Below are 15,611 nucleotides of genomic sequence, written 5' to 3'. Positions count from 1 at the left end.
GCGCTAGAATAGCGGGACCGTTGACGACAAAGGGACAAGGTTATCATGCGTACGTTAAATCGCTTGCTGCTGGTCAGTCTGATTGCTGTCTCACCGCTGGCCGCGATCGCGGCGGATGATGCGCCATCGTCGGAGCCGGAAGTTACCATTAGCACGCACACCGAAGGCGACAAGGTCATTCAGGAATACAGCCGGAGTGGGTTCGTGTATGCGATCAAGGTCACACCGAAGGGCGGTAAACCCTATTTCCTGGTGCGCGCCGATGGTACGGACGCGAACTACATCCGGTCCGACCAGCCGGATATGCTGATTCCGTCGTGGGAAATCTTTACCTGGAAGTAAGTTTCCTGACTTTTAATCGGCGCCGTCTGATAACGGCGCCAGAACTGAGCAGTTTTTAACCATGTCTGTGTTCACCCCCCTGGCTCGGCCCGAGCTGGAAACCTTTCTCGCCCCGTACGGGCTCGGCCGTCTGCTCGATTTCCAGGGGATCGCCGCCGGCAGCGAAAACACCAACTTCTTCATCAGCATGGAAAAGGGCGAGTTCGTCCTGACCCTGGTCGAGCGCGGCCCGGTGCAGGAAATGCCTTTCTTCATCGACCTGCTCGACGTCCTGCACGAAGCCGATCTGCCGGTGCCTTACGCACTGCGCACCACCGACGGCGTGGCCCTGCGCGAGCTGAAGGGCAAACCGGCATTGCTGCAACCGCGCCTGGCTGGCAAGCACATCAAGCAGGCCAACGCCCAGCATTGCGCGCAGGTCGGTGACTTGCAGGCGCATCTGCACCTGGCGACCCAGGGCGACAACATGATCAAGCGCAAGACCGATCGTGGCCTGGACTGGATGCTGGAAGAGGGTACGCAGTTTCTTTCGCACCTGAGCGATGAGCCGCGCGCACTGCTGCAGAAGGCGCTGGACGAAATCACCCAACAGAGAGAGAAAATTCTCGCGCTGCCACGGGCGAACATCCACGCCGACCTGTTCCGCGACAACGCGATGTTCGAAGGCACACACCTGACCGGGTTGATCGACTTCTACAACGCCTGCTCCGGGCCGATGCTCTATGACGTGGCGATTGCTCTGAACGACTGGTGTTCGGACGATAACGGCCTGATCGACGGCCCGCGTGCGCGTGCGTTCCTTGGCGCCTACGCGGCACTGCGTCCATTCACGGCGGCCGAAGCCGAGCTGTGGCCGACCATGCTGCGAGTGGCGTGCGTTCGGTTCTGGCTGTCGCGCCTGATTGCGGCGGAATCGTTCGCCGGGCAGGACGTGCTGATTCACGATCCGAAAGAGTTCGAGCAGCGGCTGGCGCAGCGTCAGACGGTCAGTACGCCGCTACCTTTCGCCCTGTAAAAGAAAAAACCGCAGCCTGTGCAGGCTGCGGTTTTTTTGTATCAGAGCGATTCGAGACAACCCGCCAGATCATTCCCGAGCTTCTCCAGCACTTGCTCATAACCCTGAGCCGTGGCTGGCGTGTACCCGCCCAAAGCATCCAGCTCCGCCAGCTTCACCGGCAGGCCCGCCACCAGGGTCTCGGCCAGTCGTGGACGCAGCGGCGGCTCACTGAACACGCAGGTCTTGCCGACCTCCTGCAAACGCGTGCGCATCGCCGCTACATGCTGGGCACCGGGTTGCACTTCTGCTGCAACGCTGAACACGCCGGTGTGTTTCAAGCCGTAGGCGTCTTCGAAGTAATCGAAGGCTTCGTGGAAGACGAAGTAGGGTTTGCCTTCAACACTGGCCAGACGTTTCTTCAAACGCTGATCCAGTGCATCCAGACGCTCGTCGAACGCTTTGGCGTTACTCTGATAACGCTCGGCGTTGGCCGGGTCAGCAGCGCTCAAGTCGGCGGCCATTTTGTCGGCAATAACCCGCGCGTTCACCGGCGATAGCCACAAATGCGCATCGAGACTGCCCGGGCGATGGTCGTGATCGTGTTCGTCGGCTTCTTCGGCATGGGAATGACTGTCTGCTGCGAAGCGGCGCAGTTTCATGCCCGGCAGATCCTGCACGGCAACGCTCGGCAGCGTACGACCGTTCAGCACGCGAGGCAGGAAACCTTCCATGTCCGGGCCGATCCAGTACAGCAGGTCAACAGATTGCACCTTGCGCACGTCGGACGGGCGCAACGCGTAGTTATGAGGCGAAGCCCCCGGCGGCAGCAGCACTTCCGGAATCGCCACGCCGTCCTGCACCGCAGCGGCAATCAGTTGCAGGGGCTTGATGCTGGTGAGGACTCTGACCTCGGCCTGAGCCGGGCCGATCAGCAGAAAACCGGTGATGAATACGACAAAAACAGAAAAAAGTCGGGACACGATGACCACTCAATGAGGCGAGAACGGGTAACATAATAACGTCTCTAACCAAACTCGTCGCCGCTCATGCCTATTACACCGATTGCCAGCCGTCCCCACGACCACTCGCACTGCGTTCACAGCGCGCTGTCCGAGGCCGATGCCCTGTGTGCACAGAAAGGCTTGCGCCTGACCGCGTTGCGCCGGCGCGTGCTGGAACTGGTCTGGCAGAGCCACAAGCCGCTGGGTGCCTACGACATTCTGGCGGTGCTCAGCGAGCAGGACGGCCGCCGCGCCGCGCCGCCAACCGTGTACCGGGCGCTGGATTTCCTGCTGGAAAACGGCCTGGTGCACCGCATCTCCTCGCTCAACGCCTTCGTTGGCTGCGTGCACCCGAAACATTCGCATCAGGGCCAGTTCCTGATCTGCCGTGAATGCCATGCCGCCATCGAACTTGAGCAAAAAACCATCAGCGACGCGATTGTCCACAGCGCCAAGGATGTCGGCTTCATCGTCGAGGCCCAGACCGTCGAAGTGGTCGGCCTCTGCTCCGGTTGCCGGGGGGCTTGATGAGCGATGCGCTGATCCGTCTGGAGCAGGTGGCGGTCCGGTTTGCCGGGCAGAACGTGCTGGACAACATTCACCTGAGCGTCGAGCCGGGGCAGATCGTCACCCTGATCGGCCCCAACGGCGCCGGCAAGACCACGCTGGTGCGCGCCGTGCTCGGGCTGCTGAAGCCCGACAGCGGCAGCGTATGGCGCAAGCCGAAACTGCGTGTCGGCTACATGCCGCAAAAACTTCATGTCGATCCGACCTTGCCACTGTCGGTGCTGCGCTTCCTGCGGCTGGTGCCGGGTGTCGATCGCCCGCGTGCGCTGGCGGCGCTCAAGGAAGTCGGCGCCGAGCACGTTATCGACAGCCCGGTGCAAAGCGTTTCCGGCGGTGAAATGCAGCGCGTGCTGCTGGCCCGTGCCTTGTTGCGCGAGCCGGAACTGCTGGTGCTCGATGAGCCGGTGCAGGGCGTCGATGTCGCCGGGCAAGCCGAGCTGTACAGCCTGATCACCCGGCTGCGCGATCGGCATGGCTGCGGCGTGTTGATGGTGTCCCACGATCTGCATCTGGTGATGAGCACCACCGATCAGGTGGTATGCCTCAACCGTCACGTCTGCTGCTCCGGGCATCCCGAGCAGGTCAGTGGCGATCCGGCGTTCGTCGAGCTGTTCGGCAACAACGCGCCGAGCCTGGCGATCTATCACCACCATCATGACCATGCCCACGACCTGCACGGTTCGGTGGTCAAAGGGCCTGTGACAGGCCAACCTCACGTTCACGGAGATAGCTGCAAGCATGGCTGATTTTCTGTTCTACGCCCTGCTTGCAGGTCTGGCGCTGGCGTTGGTCGCGGGGCCGCTCGGCTCGTTCGTGGTCTGGCGGCGCATGGCCTATTTCGGCGATACGCTGTCCCACGCCGCACTGCTTGGCGTGGCCCTGGGCTTTTTGCTGGATGTCAGCCCGACCGTGGCGGTGACCGTGGGCTGCCTGCTGCTGGCGGTGTTGCTGGTGACCTTGCAGCAGCGTCAGCCACTGGCGTCCGACACGCTTCTGGGAATTCTCGCACCGAGCACGCTCTCTCTCGGGCTGGTGGTACTAAGCTTCATGCATGAAGTGCGGATCGACCTGATGGCCTATCTGTTCGGCGACCTGCTGGCGATCAGCCCGACCGATCTGGCGTGGATCCTCGGTGGCAGCGCAGCCGTGCTGGTGTTGCTGGTGACGCTATGGCGCCCATTGCTGGCGATCACCGTGCACGAAGAGCTGGCCAGGGTCGAAGGCCTGCCGGTGGCCGGTTTGCGCATGGCGTTGATGCTGTTGATCGCGGTGGTGATCGCAGTGGCGATGAAAATCGTCGGTGTGTTGCTGATTACTTCGCTGTTGATCATTCCGGCGGCTGCGGCACAGCGTCACGCCCGTTCTCCGGAGCAGATGGCTCTGGGCGCGAGCGTGCTGGGCATGCTCGCCGTGTGTGGCGGGCTGGCGTTGTCGTGGTTCAAGGACACCCCGGCCGGTCCGTCAATCGTTGTGACGGCCGCCGCACTGTTTCTGCTGAGTTTTGTTCTGCCCCGTCGAGGGGTGTAGACTTGCTCGTTTTTTGCGCAAATAGAGAGTCGCAGGAATGAAGCCGTTCGCCTCCCGTTATCTGCTCCTTGTGGCCTTTTCAGTGCTGCTGGGCGCCTGCCAAAGCACGCCGCCGGTGGCCGAAGTTCCCGATGCGCGGGCCACGGCCATCGCACAGCTGGAGCAAAGCCTGGCCAGCAGCGAACTGGCCACTGCCGAAGACCAATTGGCAGCCTTGCAGGCCGAGACACCCAACGATCAATCCCTTGAGCAATACCAGCGCCAGTTGGCCGAAGCCTACCTGCGTCGCAGCCAGATCGTCCTGCAGAAGGGCGATGTGAACGCGGCCGCGACCGCGCTGGCCCGTGCCCGTGTGCTGATGCCCAAGGCCCCGGCACTGACCGGTGGCGTCAACGGCGCGATCACTGAAGCGCGCAAGGCCGAGCTGGAGAAAGCCGAAGCAGCACTCCAGGCTGCTGAAGCCAAGCCGAAAGCCAAGGTGATCGATCCGACCGCCGAGAGCACCACGGTCGCGCTGAACATCACCGATAGCCGCAAACTTCGCCGCCAACTGGATGCGATCGCCGCCGATGTGGTGAATTACGACTGTGCGGTGAGCATTCAGGCCCCGCGTACCAATGATTATCCTTGGCTGGCGACGTTGATCACCAAGCGTGTGAAGAAGCTCGATCCGGATTTCGATCTGAAGATCGAGAAACAGATTCTGCGCACGGTGCCGGCGCAGGTGGTTCTGAGTCCGCGCAAACCTTAAAAAGCATCGTCGGAACGCCGCCCGGAGTAAGCCCGCTCCCACAGGTACAGTGCAGTCCTGTGGGAGCGGGCTTGCCCGCGAAGGCGTCCTGTCAGTCGACCAACATCCTTAAGCGGGAATGGCCTTGGCCTTAGGCTCGCGATCCCAGACCCGATGCTGCCCGATCGCAGCAAAGAATGGCTTGGTCAGCGCGCCAACATCCTTGCCCTCCAGCAACCCGGCATCCGTTTCCAGCTTCAACACGTCCAGCAACTGCTTGGCCTCACCCTGCAGCGCAGTCGCCTTCAGGTGCTTGTATGCCTCCAGCAGGTAATGCAACGCCACGCCGTCACCGCTCAACGTCTTGACCGACGCCGCGCCACCCGGCACGAACACCGCATCGAACGCCACCGAAGGCAAACCTTCCATCGACGCATCCACCGCCAGGCTTTTGCCATCGGCGGTTTTCACCGGCGCCGAGGTCGGGCCGAGCAGTTTTGCGTGCGCACCCTCTGCCGCCAGCGCCTTCTTCATCGCATCAATTGCCGCACCATCGACACCATTGGCCGCAAGGATCGCGACTTTTCGGGTCTTGATGTTCTCCGGCAACAGGTTGGCCTGACTCAACGATGGTGAGCGATCCAGTGATGTTTTCGGTACGTCGACGGTGCCTTTGCCTGGCGCTGGCAGACCCAGGTTGGCCGCCACGCGTTTGGCCAGCTCCAGATCGATGTTGGCGAGAATCTCGTTCACTTGCCGCGCCCGGATGAACTCACGCTCAACCTTGCCGAGTTCGAAACTGTAGGCGGCGATGATGTGCTCTTTCTCGTGCGGGCTCATGCTGTTGAAGAACAGCCGCGCCTGGGAGAAGTGGTCGCTGAACGACTCGCTGCGCTGACGGATCTTGTTGGCATCGATGCGCTCCGGATAGCTTTCGAACCCGCCGTCCTGCGCGGCCGGTGGGGTTTCTTTCGGCCAGCCGCCATCGATGGAGTTCGGTTCGTAGGACGCCCGACCCTTGTCGATCACCGTGCGGTGCTGGGCATCGCGCTGGCCGTTGTGGAACGGTGCGACCGGGCGATTGATCGGCAGCTCATGGAAGTTCGGCCCGCCGAGTCGGCTGATCTGCGTGTCGGTGTAGGAAAACAGCCGACCTTGCAGCAGCGGGTCATTGGAGAAGTCGATGCCCGGCACGATATGGCCTGGGCAGAACGCGACCTGTTCTGTCTCGGCGAAGAAGTTGTCCGGGTTGCGGTTGAGGGTCATCTTGCCCAGCGGCGTGATCGGAACGATTTCCTCGGGAATCAGTTTGGTCGGGTCGAGGATGTCGAAGTCGAAGTCGTGCTCGTTTTCCTCCTCGATGATCTGTACACCGAGTTCCCACTCCGGGTAATCACCCATCTCGATGGCTTCCCACAGATCGCGCCGGTGATAGTCGGTGTCTTTACCCGCAAGCTTTTGCGCCTCGTCCCACACCAGAGAACAGGTACCGGCGGTGGGACGCCAGTGGAATTTGACGAAGCGCGATTTGCCCTCGGCGTTGATCAGCCGGAAGGTGTGCACGCCGAAGCCCTGCATGCTGCGCAGGCTTTTCGGGATGGCCCGGTCGGACATGGCCCAGATCACCATGTGCGCCGATTCCGGTACCAGCGACACAAAATCCCAGAACGTGTCGTGAGCCGAGCCGCCGGTAGGGATCTCGTTATGCGGTTCAGGTTTCACCGCGTGGACGAAGTCAGGAAACTTGATCGCGTCCTGAATGAAGAACACCGGCATGTTGTTGCCGACCAGATCGAAGTTGCCTTCGTCGGTGAAGAACTTCACAGCAAAACCGCGCACGTCACGCACGGTGTCGCCGGAGCCGCGCGGCCCCTGGACCGTGGAAAAGCGCACGAACACCGGGGTTTTCTTCCCCGGATCCTGCAGGAAACCGGCCTTGGTCAGCGCCGCATGGTTCTCGTAGCTTTGAAAGAATCCATGGGCGCCGGTGCCGCGGGCGTGAACGATGCGCTCGGGAATCCGTTCATGGTCAAAGTGCGTGATCTTCTCACGCATGATGAAGTCTTCCAGCAGCGACGGCCCGCGAGCCCCGGCCTTGAGGGTGTTCTGGTTATCAGCAATTTTCACGCCCTGGTTGGTGCGCAGGGCCTGACCGGTGGCGTCGGAGCGAAACTTCTCCAGGCTATCGAGTTTGGCATTGGTGTTGGCGCGATCCGGGGTATCGGTGCCGGCCAGTTGGCTTTTGTCATTGGCAGGTTTCTTGGTACTCATCAGTCATGAACTCCTGTTTGTCCCGGGATTGCTCCGGAACGCTTGAGTGTTTCCCAGGCACGGCACCCAGGGTTTTCAAGTCGCTTAAGTAGTGACTGACGAGGGTTTCGGGCGTTCCTTTTTTATGACCTTTGATCCTGTTATTGCCAAATCGAAGGTTATTCGCGAAATAAATGCTAAGAACCTCTATACGGACAGGCTAAAATGCGCGCCCGGCTAACCGCTGATCCTTTTCCAACGCGCCCCACAAGGTTCGCTACGTGATCGAGTTTCAAAACGTCCATAAGACTTACCGCGTCGCCGGTAAGGACATCACCGCGCTGCACCCGACCAGCTTCTCCATCGAGAACGGTCAGGTGTTCGGCCTGATTGGCCATTCCGGTGCGGGAAAAAGTACCCTGCTGCGTCTGATCAATCGCCTGGAGCAATCCAGTGGCGGCAAGATCATCGTCGACGGTGAAGAAGTCACCGCGCTGGACGCCAACGGCCTGCGCCGTTTTCGTCAGCAGGTCGGGATGATCTTCCAGCACTTCAACCTGCTGGCATCCAAGACCGTGGCCGACAACGTCGCGCTGCCGCTGACCCTGGCCGGTGAACTGTCCCGCGCAGAGATCGACCAGCGTGTGGCCGAGTTGCTGGCGCGGGTCGGTCTGTCCGATCACGCCAAAAAGTACCCGGCGCAGCTGTCCGGCGGTCAGAAGCAGCGTGTCGGCATCGCCCGCGCTCTGGCGACCAAGCCGAAGATCCTGCTGTGCGACGAAGCCACCAGCGCCCTCGACCCGCAGACCACAGCGTCGGTCCTGCAACTGCTGGCCGAGATCAACCGCGAGCTGAAACTGACCATCGTCCTGATCACCCACGAGATGGATGTGATCCGCCGCGTGTGCGATCAAGTCGGCGTGATGGATGCCGGTGTGATCGTCGAGCAAGGTTCGGTGGCCGATGTGTTCCTGCATCCGAAACACCCGACCACCAAGCGTTTCGTCCAGGAAAGCGAGCAGATTGATGAAAGCGAGCAGCGCGATGACTTCGCTCACGTGCCGGGCCGCATCGTGCGTCTGACCTTCCAGGGCGAGGCGACCTACGCGCCGTTGCTCGGTACCGTCGCCCGGGAAACCGGTGTGGACTACAGCATCCTGGCCGGTCGTATCGACCGCATCAAAGACATTCCTTACGGGCAATTGACCCTCGCCGTCACCGGTGGCGACATGGAAGCGGCGTTCGCCCGTTTCACCGCCGCTGACGTTCACATGGAGGTGTTGCGCTAATGGAAGACCTGATGAGTTTCTTCACCAATATCGACTGGTACGAAATCTGGCTCGCCACCGGCGACACCCTGATGATGCTCGGCGGTTCGCTGCTGTTCACCGTGCTGCTCGGCCTGCCGCTGGGCGTGTTGCTGTTCCTGTGCAGCCCGCGTCAGTTGCTCGAAGCCAAAGGCGTGTACGCATTGCTGTCGCTGGTGGTGAACATCCTGCGTTCGCTGCCGTTCATCATTCTGTTGATCGTGATGATCCCGTTCACCGTGCTGATCACCGGCACCTCGCTGGGCGTGGCCGGTGCGATTCCGCCGCTGGTAGTGGGCGCGACCCCGTTCTTCGCGCGGCTGGTGGAAACCGCCCTGCGTGAAGTCGATCGCGGCATCATCGAAGCGACCCAATCGATGGGCGCGACCACTCGCCAGATCATCATGAACGCCTTGCTGCCGGAAGCTCGTCCGGGCATCTTCGCAGCGATTACGGTGACGGCGATTACACTGGTTTCCTACACGGCGATGGCCGGTGTGGTCGGCGCCGGTGGCTTGGGTGACCTGGCGATCCGTTTCGGCTATCAGCGGTTCCAGACCGACGTGATGATCGTCACCGTGGTGTTGCTGCTGATTCTGGTGCAAGTGCTGCAAATGGTCGGCGACCGACTGGTCGTGCACTTCTCGCGCAAATAACCGGTTTTGTAATGACATGAGCCGGCCATTCGCTGGCAGGCGCCAGACGGGCGCCGTAAAAAGGAGTTAGCTGAATGAAAAAACTGATTGTTGCCCTGGCTGCCGTTGCAGCGTTCTCGGCCCACGCCGACGAAACCCTGACCGTTGCTGCCACTCCGGTACCGCACGCGGAAATCCTCGAATTCGTGAAGCCGGCACTGGCCAAAGAAGGCGTGGATCTGAAGGTCAAGGTCTTCACCGACTACGTACAGCCGAACGTCCAGGTGGCCGAGAAGCGTCTGGACGCCAACTTCTTCCAGCACCAGCCGTACCTCGATGAGTTCAACAAGGCCAAGGGCACCAGCCTGGTGTCCGTGACCGGCGTGCACCTGGAACCGCTGGGCGCCTACTCCAGCAAGTTCAAGAAAATCGAAGAGCTGCCAAGCGGCGCCAACGTGGTGATCCCGAACGACGCCACCAACGGCGGCCGTGCACTGTTGCTGCTGGCCAAGGCCGGTGTGATCACCCTGAAGGATCCGAACAACATCCTGTCGACCGTCAAGGACATCGCCCAGAACCCGAAAGACCTGAAGATCCGTGAACTGGAAGCCGCGACCATCCCGCGCGTGCTGACCCAGGTCGACCTGGCGCTGATCAACACCAACTACGCGCTGGAAGCCAAGCTTGATCCGTCCAAGGATGCGCTGGTCATCGAAGGCAGCGACTCGCCTTACGTGAACATCCTGGTGTCCCGCGCGGATAACAAGGACAGCGACGCCATGAAGAAACTGGCCGCCGCCCTGCACAGCCCGGAAGTAAAGAAATTCATTACCGAGAAGTACAAAGGCGCGGTACTGCCGGCGTTCTGATTCCGATAGCTGTAACGAAAAAGGGGACGCCAGTGGCGTCCCCTTTTTTGTGCCCGGGTGTTCAGCTTTGGACCCGCTGTGTATTCGTCCCTCACCCCAGCCCTCTCCCGAAGGGAGAGGGGGCCGACCGAGGTGTCCTGCGTCCTGCATCGACCTGAAAGATCTTGGCGATTATGGATTCCATGCTGCAATTTCACGTCGGCGTAATTCTTCAATATCCCCCAATCAGTCCCCTCTCCCTCCGGGAGAGGGCTAGGGTGAGGGCTAGCTTTTGATCTTCTTACTTGCGGTTCAACATCACCGGTAACTGCGCAACCAGCTTGGCATTATTCAACGGTGCCCGAATAAACCCGCGCTGCGTACCATCCGGCCCGATCACCGCCAGGTTCCCACTGTGATCCACGGTGTAATTCGGCTTGCTGGTGTCCGCCGGAATGAACGGAATGCTCACCGCGTTCGCCACCTTCTGCAACTCGTCGATCGACTTCGGCGTCAGGCCGATGAACTGTGGATCGAAATAACCCAGGTACTGCTTCAACTGCGCAGGGTTGTCGCGGTTCGGGTCGACGCTGACCAGCACGATCTGCAATTTATCCACCGCATCCTTCGGCAGTTCGCTCTTGATCTGCCGCAGCTGGGCGAGGGTGGTCGGGCAGATGTCCGGGCAGAAGGTGTAGCCGAAGAACAGCAGGCTCCACTTGCCCTTGAGCTCGTTGACCGTGACCGGTTGGCCGTCCTGATTGGTCATCGTCACGTCCGGCAGGTTGCGGCTCTGCGGCAGCAGGATGATGCCGGCGTCGATCAGCGCGGTCGGGTCGCCCTGGCCCTTGCCGCTCAGCACTTTGTTGACGGTCAGGCCGAGGATCAGCGCGATCACGGCGACGAGGATGAAGACGGTTTTCTGGGTTCGAGTCATAGGTTCAACAGTAAGTAGTGGTCTACGAGCAGGGCGATGAACAGCAGAAACAAGTACCAGATAGAGTACTTGAAGGTGTTGATCGCCGCGTGCGGTCGAGTGCCACGGTACAGCACCACGGCCCATTGCAGAAACCTGGCGCCCAGACCGAGCGCGCAGATCAGGTACAGCAGGCCGCTCATGTGGATCACGTACGGCAACAGGCTGACTGCCAGCAGGGCGAAGGTGTACAGCAGGATGTGCACCTTGGTGTAGTGCTCGCCATGGGTGACCGGCAGCATCGGAATGTCGGCCTTGGCGTATTCCTCCTTGCGGTGGATGGCCAGCGCCCAGAAGTGCGGCGGGGTCCAGGCGAAGATGATCAGCACCAGCAGCAACGGTTCGGCGCTGACGTGGCCGGTGGCCGCGGTCCAGCCGAGCAGTGGCGGCGCGGCGCCGGCGAGGCCGCCGATGACGATGTTCTGTGGCGTCGCGCGTTTGAGAAAACCGGTGTAGATCACCGCGTAGCCGAGCAGCGAGGCCAGGGTCAGCCAGGCGGTCAGCGGATTGGTGAAAGTCAGCAGCAAGGCCTGGCCGAGCAGCGCCAGCACCAGCGCAAAGGTCAGTGCGCCTGTGGGCGAAACCCGGCCCTCGGCCAGCGGCCGTTTATGGGTGCGGGCCATGACCGCATCGATGCGCCGGTCCACCACGTGATTAACCGCCGCCGCGCCGCCGGCACACAGCGCGATTCCCAGGTTGCCGAACACCAGCACCGTCCACGGCACCCCGGCGCGGGTCGCGAGAAACATGCCCACCAGCGAGGTGATCAGCATCAGCACCACGACTTTCGGTTTGGTCAGCTCCAGATAATCACGCCACAGCGCCTGCGCCGGACGTTCGCCGATCAGAATCGCCATGGCGTCTCTCCTTTAATAGTGATGGGCGCCGCCGAGTGTTTGCGCGGGCTCAGGCGCCAGCGCGCGATCATCGGCTGCTTGACCCGAACCAGACTGGTCCGCGCGTGGTAGTTGACCAGCACCATCGTCAGCAGCAGCGCCGCACCGCCGGCGTTATGCGCCACGGCCACCGGCAGCGGCAGATGGAACAGCACGTTGCTGATGCCAAGGGTGATCTGCGCCGCGAGGGCGATCAGCACCAGTCCGGCCAGTCGGGTCATGCCCACCACTTTCAGTTGCCAGGCCAGACCGAGCAGGACGAGCGTCACCAGCAACGCGCCAATGCGATGGGTCAGGTGAATCGCCGTGCGTGCATCGCTGTCGAGTTGCCCGCCCAGGTAATTCGGGCCGATGTGTTGGGTCAGGTGAAAGCCGTTGGCGAAATCCGCCGGCGGCAGCCATTGGCCGTGGCAGGTCGGAAAGTCGATGCAGGCCACCGCCGCATAGTTGGAGCTGACCCAGCCACCCAGCGCGATCTGGCCGATCACCAGCAGCAATCCGGCAGTCGCCCAATATTGCAGACGCTTGGGCACGGTCAGCGCCGGAAGTACGCCGGACAGTCTCAACGTCAGCAGAAACAGCAGGCTCAGGGTCGCGAAGCCGCCGAGCAAATGCCCGGTTACCACTTGCGGCCAGAGTTTGAGCGTCACCGTCCACATGCCGAACGCCGCCTGGGCGAACACCACCGCCAGCAGAAACAGCGGCAGTTTCAGCGGTTGCCCGGGATGATGACGATTGACCCACGCGCGCCCGGCCAGTACCGAAATCAGCAGGCCGAGGGTGCCGGCGAAGTAGCGGTGGATCATCTCGTTCCAGCCTTTATGCGCTTCCACCGGTGAATCGGGGTAATGCAGTTCGGCATGGGCCAGCTGGGCTTCGCTTTTCGGCACGCTGATGAACCCGTAGCAGCCCGGCCAGTCCGGACAGCCGAGGCCGGCGTGGGTCAGGCGGGTGTAGGCGCCGAGCAGCACCACGATCAGTGCCAGCAGGGTGGCAAACAGCGCGAGGCGAAATCCAGGTTTGGCCATGACGATGCCCTTATCCGATGTTCGACAGTTTCAGCAGGTGGCGCAGGTCGTTGAGCAGGTCCTTGCCCTTGACGCTCGGGTCGTAGCGCAGCACGAGGTTGCCGTGGGGATCGATGATCCACAGTTGCGGCGTGGCCTTGTCGCCTGTGGCCTTGCTGAAGGTGGCTGCGTCCAGCGGGTAGCGTTGCAGCTGCGGGTATTCGCGGGTCAGCTTGGCTTTGTAGTCGGCGGCCAGTGGTTGCGCGGCAGCGAGGGCGTGGCTGGCGCGTCCGGCCTCGCGACCGAGACCGATCTGGATCTGCCGCGCCAGGTAGACCAGTTGCTGGCAGTCCACCGCGCAATCCTTCGGCGCGGTCACCAGCATCTGCCAGCGGGTTTCGTCAGCCTGAATGCCAAGGTCGGCGCGGGTCTGGCCGTTGCCGATCAGTTCGCCGTGATAGCTGCGACCTTCCGGTACCCAGAACTGCAACTTGTACATGCCGGTGGCGAGGATCATCGGACCGACCACACCGAGCACGATCAGCAGCAGCTGGATGCGTCCGCGACGGCGACTGGCCGGGGCTTTTGCTTCAGACATGCTGGGTGGATTCATGGCCGCTCCCATGGTGTTTCTCCTTTGCGTTGTGCCAGCCGAGATAGAGGTAGAGACCGAGCAGGGCGGTGGCCATGGCGAACCACTGCACGGCGTAACCGAGGTGTTTTTCCGGGCCCATCACGACCACCGGCCAGTCGGCCTGATAGCTGGCGGGGCCGGGTTCGGCGCGTAATTCGTAGGCGAAGCCGTCGCGTTGGAGGGTTTTCCACAACTTCGCGGGTTCGATGGCGGTGACGGTTTGCGGCCAGGTGCTGCTGACCGGATCGGCATGCAGCTGGAAGGTGGCGCCGGGGGCGACATACACCCAGGCATCGACATTCACGGCGTCGGCCGGCGTGTTGAATTGCGGTGCCGTGCGCCGGTCCGGCCACGGCAGCCAGCCGCGATTGACCAGCAGCCACTGGCCGCTGCGTTGATCCTGGAATGGTTGCAGCAATTCGACGCCAACCTTGCCGTTGCGCTGACGGTTGTCCAGCAACAGGCTGTGGGCGGCGTCGAACTGGCCGTGCAGATGCACCCGGCGAAAGGCCGGATCGGCGCTGTGCAGCAACTCGGTGCTGGCCATCGGTTCGGCGGCGCGACGTTCGGCGTAGCTGGCGAGCAGGGCAGTTTTCTCCGCGCCCCGACCCAGTTGCCAGAAGCCCAGCGAAATCAGTAACGGCAGCAGCAGGCCGACTACCAGTGTCGGCGCCACACCCGGCCGGAAGCGCTTCATGGCCGCGCCAGAAAATCAGTGAACGCGATCGCTATACTCAACTGCATCGCTTGTTCCCCCGGAGTTCTTCCCATGCTCAAAGCAGCCATCGTCCTGATGCTGATTGCCACGGTGGTCAGCCTGTTCAGCGGCCTGTTTTTCCTGGTCAAGGACGACAGCAGCTCGAATCGCCTGGTGATCGCCTTGAGTGTTCGGGTGGCATTGGCCGCTTGCACCGTCGGCTTGATTGCCTGGGGTTTCTACAGCGGCCAACTGGTGTCGCACGCGCCTTGGTAGCTCTGTTCCTCAGAGCACATAAACGAAGATGAACAAGCCGATCCACACCACATCGACGAAGTGCCAATACCAGCTCGCCGCTTCAAATCCGAACTGATGTTCGTTGTCGAAATGGCCCTTCATGATGCGCATCAGCATCACGAACAGAATGATCGTGCCGATGGTCACGTGGGCGCCGTGGAAACCGGTGAGCATGAAGAACGTCGCGCCGTAGATGCCCGAGCCGAGGGTCAGCCCCAGTTCGTGGTAGGCGTGGATGTATTCTTCGGCCTGGAAGCCGAGGAACGCGCAACCCAGCAGCACGGTGATCGCCAGCCACAGTTTCAGCGCGCCGCGATGACCTTTCTTCAGCGCGTGGTGAGCGATGGTGATGGTCACGCTGGAGCTCACCAGCAGGATGGTGTTGATCAGCGGCAGGCCCCAGGGGCTGATGACTTCCTTGGGCGGCGGGAACAGTTTCGGATCCGGCGTGTGCAACAGCGGCCAGGTGAACTGGAAGTTCGGCCAGAGCATATGAGCGATGCCTTTGGTGCCTTCGCCGCCCAGCGCCGGGCCGGAAATGTGCCGCACGTAGAACAGCGCGCCGAAGAAGGCGATGAAGAACATCACCTCGGAGAAGATGAACCAGCTCATGCCCCAGCGGAACGAGCGGTCCAGCTGCGGGCTGTATAACCCCGCGCGGCTTTCCTTGATCACCGTGCCGAACCAGCCGAACAGCATGTACGCCAGCAACAGGCCGCCGACGAAAAAGATCAGCGGGCCGTGGGATTCCGGACGCGCTGCCTTCAGATCGTTGAACCAGGTCGCCAGACCGTACACGGTGACGAACATCCCCACCGTGGCGACGATCGGCCACTTGCTCTGGGCCGGGACGTAATAGTGCTCATGAGTTGCCATTTATTGTTCTCCTTATCGGGCACG

The 15,611-nt window shown here is 61.7% G+C and carries 18 protein-coding genes; 10 read left to right on the top strand and 8 right to left on the bottom strand.

What is annotated here, in order from left to right:
• The first annotated feature begins 45 nt into the window (after positions 1-45).
• Entirely contained in the window at positions 46-342 is a 297-nt protein-coding gene (locus QRN46_RS02505) for a DUF2782 domain-containing protein (protein ID WP_011331780.1), read from the top strand.
• Positions 343-403: 61 nt separating this feature from the next.
• A complete protein-coding gene (locus QRN46_RS02500; protein WP_011331781.1) occupies positions 404-1,357 on the top strand; it encodes a homoserine kinase in 954 nt (317 codons plus the stop codon).
• A 41-nt stretch (positions 1,358-1,398) separates the two neighbouring features.
• On the opposite strand, the gene QRN46_RS02495 is transcribed toward QRN46_RS02500, so the two are convergent.
• Complete coding sequence (locus QRN46_RS02495; RefSeq protein WP_201819634.1) at positions 1,399-2,328, bottom strand: zinc ABC transporter substrate-binding protein; 930 nt, start codon at positions 2,326-2,328, stop codon at positions 1,399-1,401.
• 57 nt (positions 2,329-2,385) lie between these two features.
• Here QRN46_RS02495 and zur point away from each other — a divergent pair, with 57 nt between their 5' ends.
• Genes zur through QRN46_RS02475 form a run of 4 tightly spaced genes read left to right on the top strand, consistent with a single transcriptional unit; the run spans position 2,386 to position 5,185 of the window.
• Positions 2,386-2,868 (top strand): zinc uptake transcriptional repressor Zur, encoded by a 483-nt coding sequence (zur, locus tag QRN46_RS02490; RefSeq protein WP_011331783.1) that lies wholly within the window; start codon positions 2,386-2,388, stop codon positions 2,866-2,868.
• Positions 2,868-3,653, top strand: coding sequence for a zinc ABC transporter ATP-binding protein ZnuC (gene znuC / locus QRN46_RS02485; RefSeq protein ID WP_064379570.1), 786 nt, complete (start codon positions 2,868-2,870; stop codon positions 3,651-3,653). The genes zur and znuC overlap by 1 nt, the downstream gene beginning before the upstream one ends.
• Positions 3,646-4,434, top strand: coding sequence for a zinc ABC transporter permease subunit ZnuB (gene znuB, locus QRN46_RS02480; protein ID WP_197869007.1), 789 nt, complete (start codon positions 3,646-3,648; stop codon positions 4,432-4,434). The genes znuC and znuB overlap by 8 nt, the downstream gene beginning before the upstream one ends.
• A 37-nt stretch (positions 4,435-4,471) precedes the next feature.
• Complete coding sequence (locus QRN46_RS02475; protein ID WP_285354243.1) at positions 4,472-5,185, top strand: PA5502 family lipoprotein; 714 nt, start codon at positions 4,472-4,474, stop codon at positions 5,183-5,185.
• A 108-nt stretch (positions 5,186-5,293) separates the two neighbouring features.
• Here the strand turns inward: QRN46_RS02475 and katE are convergent, their stop codons facing one another.
• A complete protein-coding gene (gene katE / locus QRN46_RS02470) occupies positions 5,294-7,435 on the bottom strand; it encodes a catalase HPII (protein ID WP_285354242.1) in 2,142 nt (713 codons plus the stop codon).
• A 260-nt stretch (positions 7,436-7,695) separates the two neighbouring features.
• Here katE and QRN46_RS02465 point away from each other — a divergent pair, with 260 nt between their 5' ends.
• The 3 genes from QRN46_RS02465 to QRN46_RS02455 all read left to right on the top strand — a co-directional run bounded on the left by QRN46_RS02465 (position 7,696) and on the right by QRN46_RS02455 (position 10,225).
• Entirely contained in the window at positions 7,696-8,703 is a 1,008-nt protein-coding gene (locus tag QRN46_RS02465) for a methionine ABC transporter ATP-binding protein (protein WP_007953999.1), read from the top strand.
• Positions 8,703-9,377, top strand: coding sequence for a methionine ABC transporter permease (locus tag QRN46_RS02460; protein ID WP_011331789.1), 675 nt, complete (start codon positions 8,703-8,705; stop codon positions 9,375-9,377). Before QRN46_RS02465 ends, QRN46_RS02460 begins: the two co-directional genes overlap by 1 nt.
• Before the next feature lie 74 nt (positions 9,378-9,451).
• Positions 9,452-10,225: a MetQ/NlpA family ABC transporter substrate-binding protein gene (locus tag QRN46_RS02455; protein ID WP_011331790.1), complete on the top strand. Its 774-nt coding sequence runs from the start codon at positions 9,452-9,454 to the stop codon at positions 10,223-10,225.
• A 280-nt stretch (positions 10,226-10,505) separates the two neighbouring features.
• On the opposite strand, the gene QRN46_RS02450 is transcribed toward QRN46_RS02455, so the two are convergent.
• From QRN46_RS02450 to QRN46_RS02430, 5 genes are read right to left on the bottom strand one after another with little or no spacing between them, the layout of a single operon-like run.
• The gene (locus QRN46_RS02450) at positions 10,506-11,141 is read right to left on the bottom strand and encodes an SCO family protein (protein ID WP_007953994.1); all 636 of its coding nucleotides are present in this window, start codon (positions 11,139-11,141) and stop codon (positions 10,506-10,508) included.
• The gene (cyoE, locus tag QRN46_RS02445; RefSeq protein WP_007953992.1) at positions 11,138-12,037 is read right to left on the bottom strand and encodes a heme o synthase; all 900 of its coding nucleotides are present in this window, start codon (positions 12,035-12,037) and stop codon (positions 11,138-11,140) included. The genes QRN46_RS02450 and cyoE overlap by 4 nt, the downstream gene beginning before the upstream one ends.
• A complete protein-coding gene (locus QRN46_RS02440) occupies positions 12,025-13,104 on the bottom strand; it encodes a COX15/CtaA family protein (protein WP_285354241.1) in 1,080 nt (359 codons plus the stop codon). The genes cyoE and QRN46_RS02440 overlap by 13 nt, the downstream gene beginning before the upstream one ends.
• Positions 13,105-13,114: 10 nt before the next feature.
• The gene (locus QRN46_RS02435) at positions 13,115-13,708 is read right to left on the bottom strand and encodes a PA_0111/PP_0108 family redox-active disulfide protein (RefSeq protein WP_285354240.1); all 594 of its coding nucleotides are present in this window, start codon (positions 13,706-13,708) and stop codon (positions 13,115-13,117) included.
• Positions 13,674-14,414: an SURF1 family protein gene (locus tag QRN46_RS02430; RefSeq protein WP_285354239.1), complete on the bottom strand. Its 741-nt coding sequence runs from the start codon at positions 14,412-14,414 to the stop codon at positions 13,674-13,676. The genes QRN46_RS02435 and QRN46_RS02430 overlap by 35 nt, the downstream gene beginning before the upstream one ends.
• A gap of 72 nt (positions 14,415-14,486) precedes the next feature.
• Here QRN46_RS02430 and QRN46_RS02425 point away from each other — a divergent pair, with 72 nt between their 5' ends.
• Complete coding sequence (locus tag QRN46_RS02425) at positions 14,487-14,690, top strand: twin transmembrane helix small protein (protein WP_064379555.1); 204 nt, start codon at positions 14,487-14,489, stop codon at positions 14,688-14,690.
• A 9-nt stretch (positions 14,691-14,699) separates the two neighbouring features.
• Here QRN46_RS02425 and QRN46_RS02420 read toward each other — a convergent pair whose 3' ends face one another.
• A complete protein-coding gene (locus tag QRN46_RS02420) occupies positions 14,700-15,587 on the bottom strand; it encodes a cytochrome c oxidase subunit 3 (RefSeq protein ID WP_011331798.1) in 888 nt (295 codons plus the stop codon).
• Positions 15,588-15,611: the final 24 nt, after the last annotated feature.

This window comes from Pseudomonas sp. lyk4-R2A-10 (genome assembly GCF_030209075.1).
Classification (GTDB): Bacteria; Pseudomonadota; Gammaproteobacteria; order Pseudomonadales; family Pseudomonadaceae; genus Aquipseudomonas; species Aquipseudomonas glycinae.
This window is presented reverse-complemented; position numbering and strand designations above follow the sequence as displayed.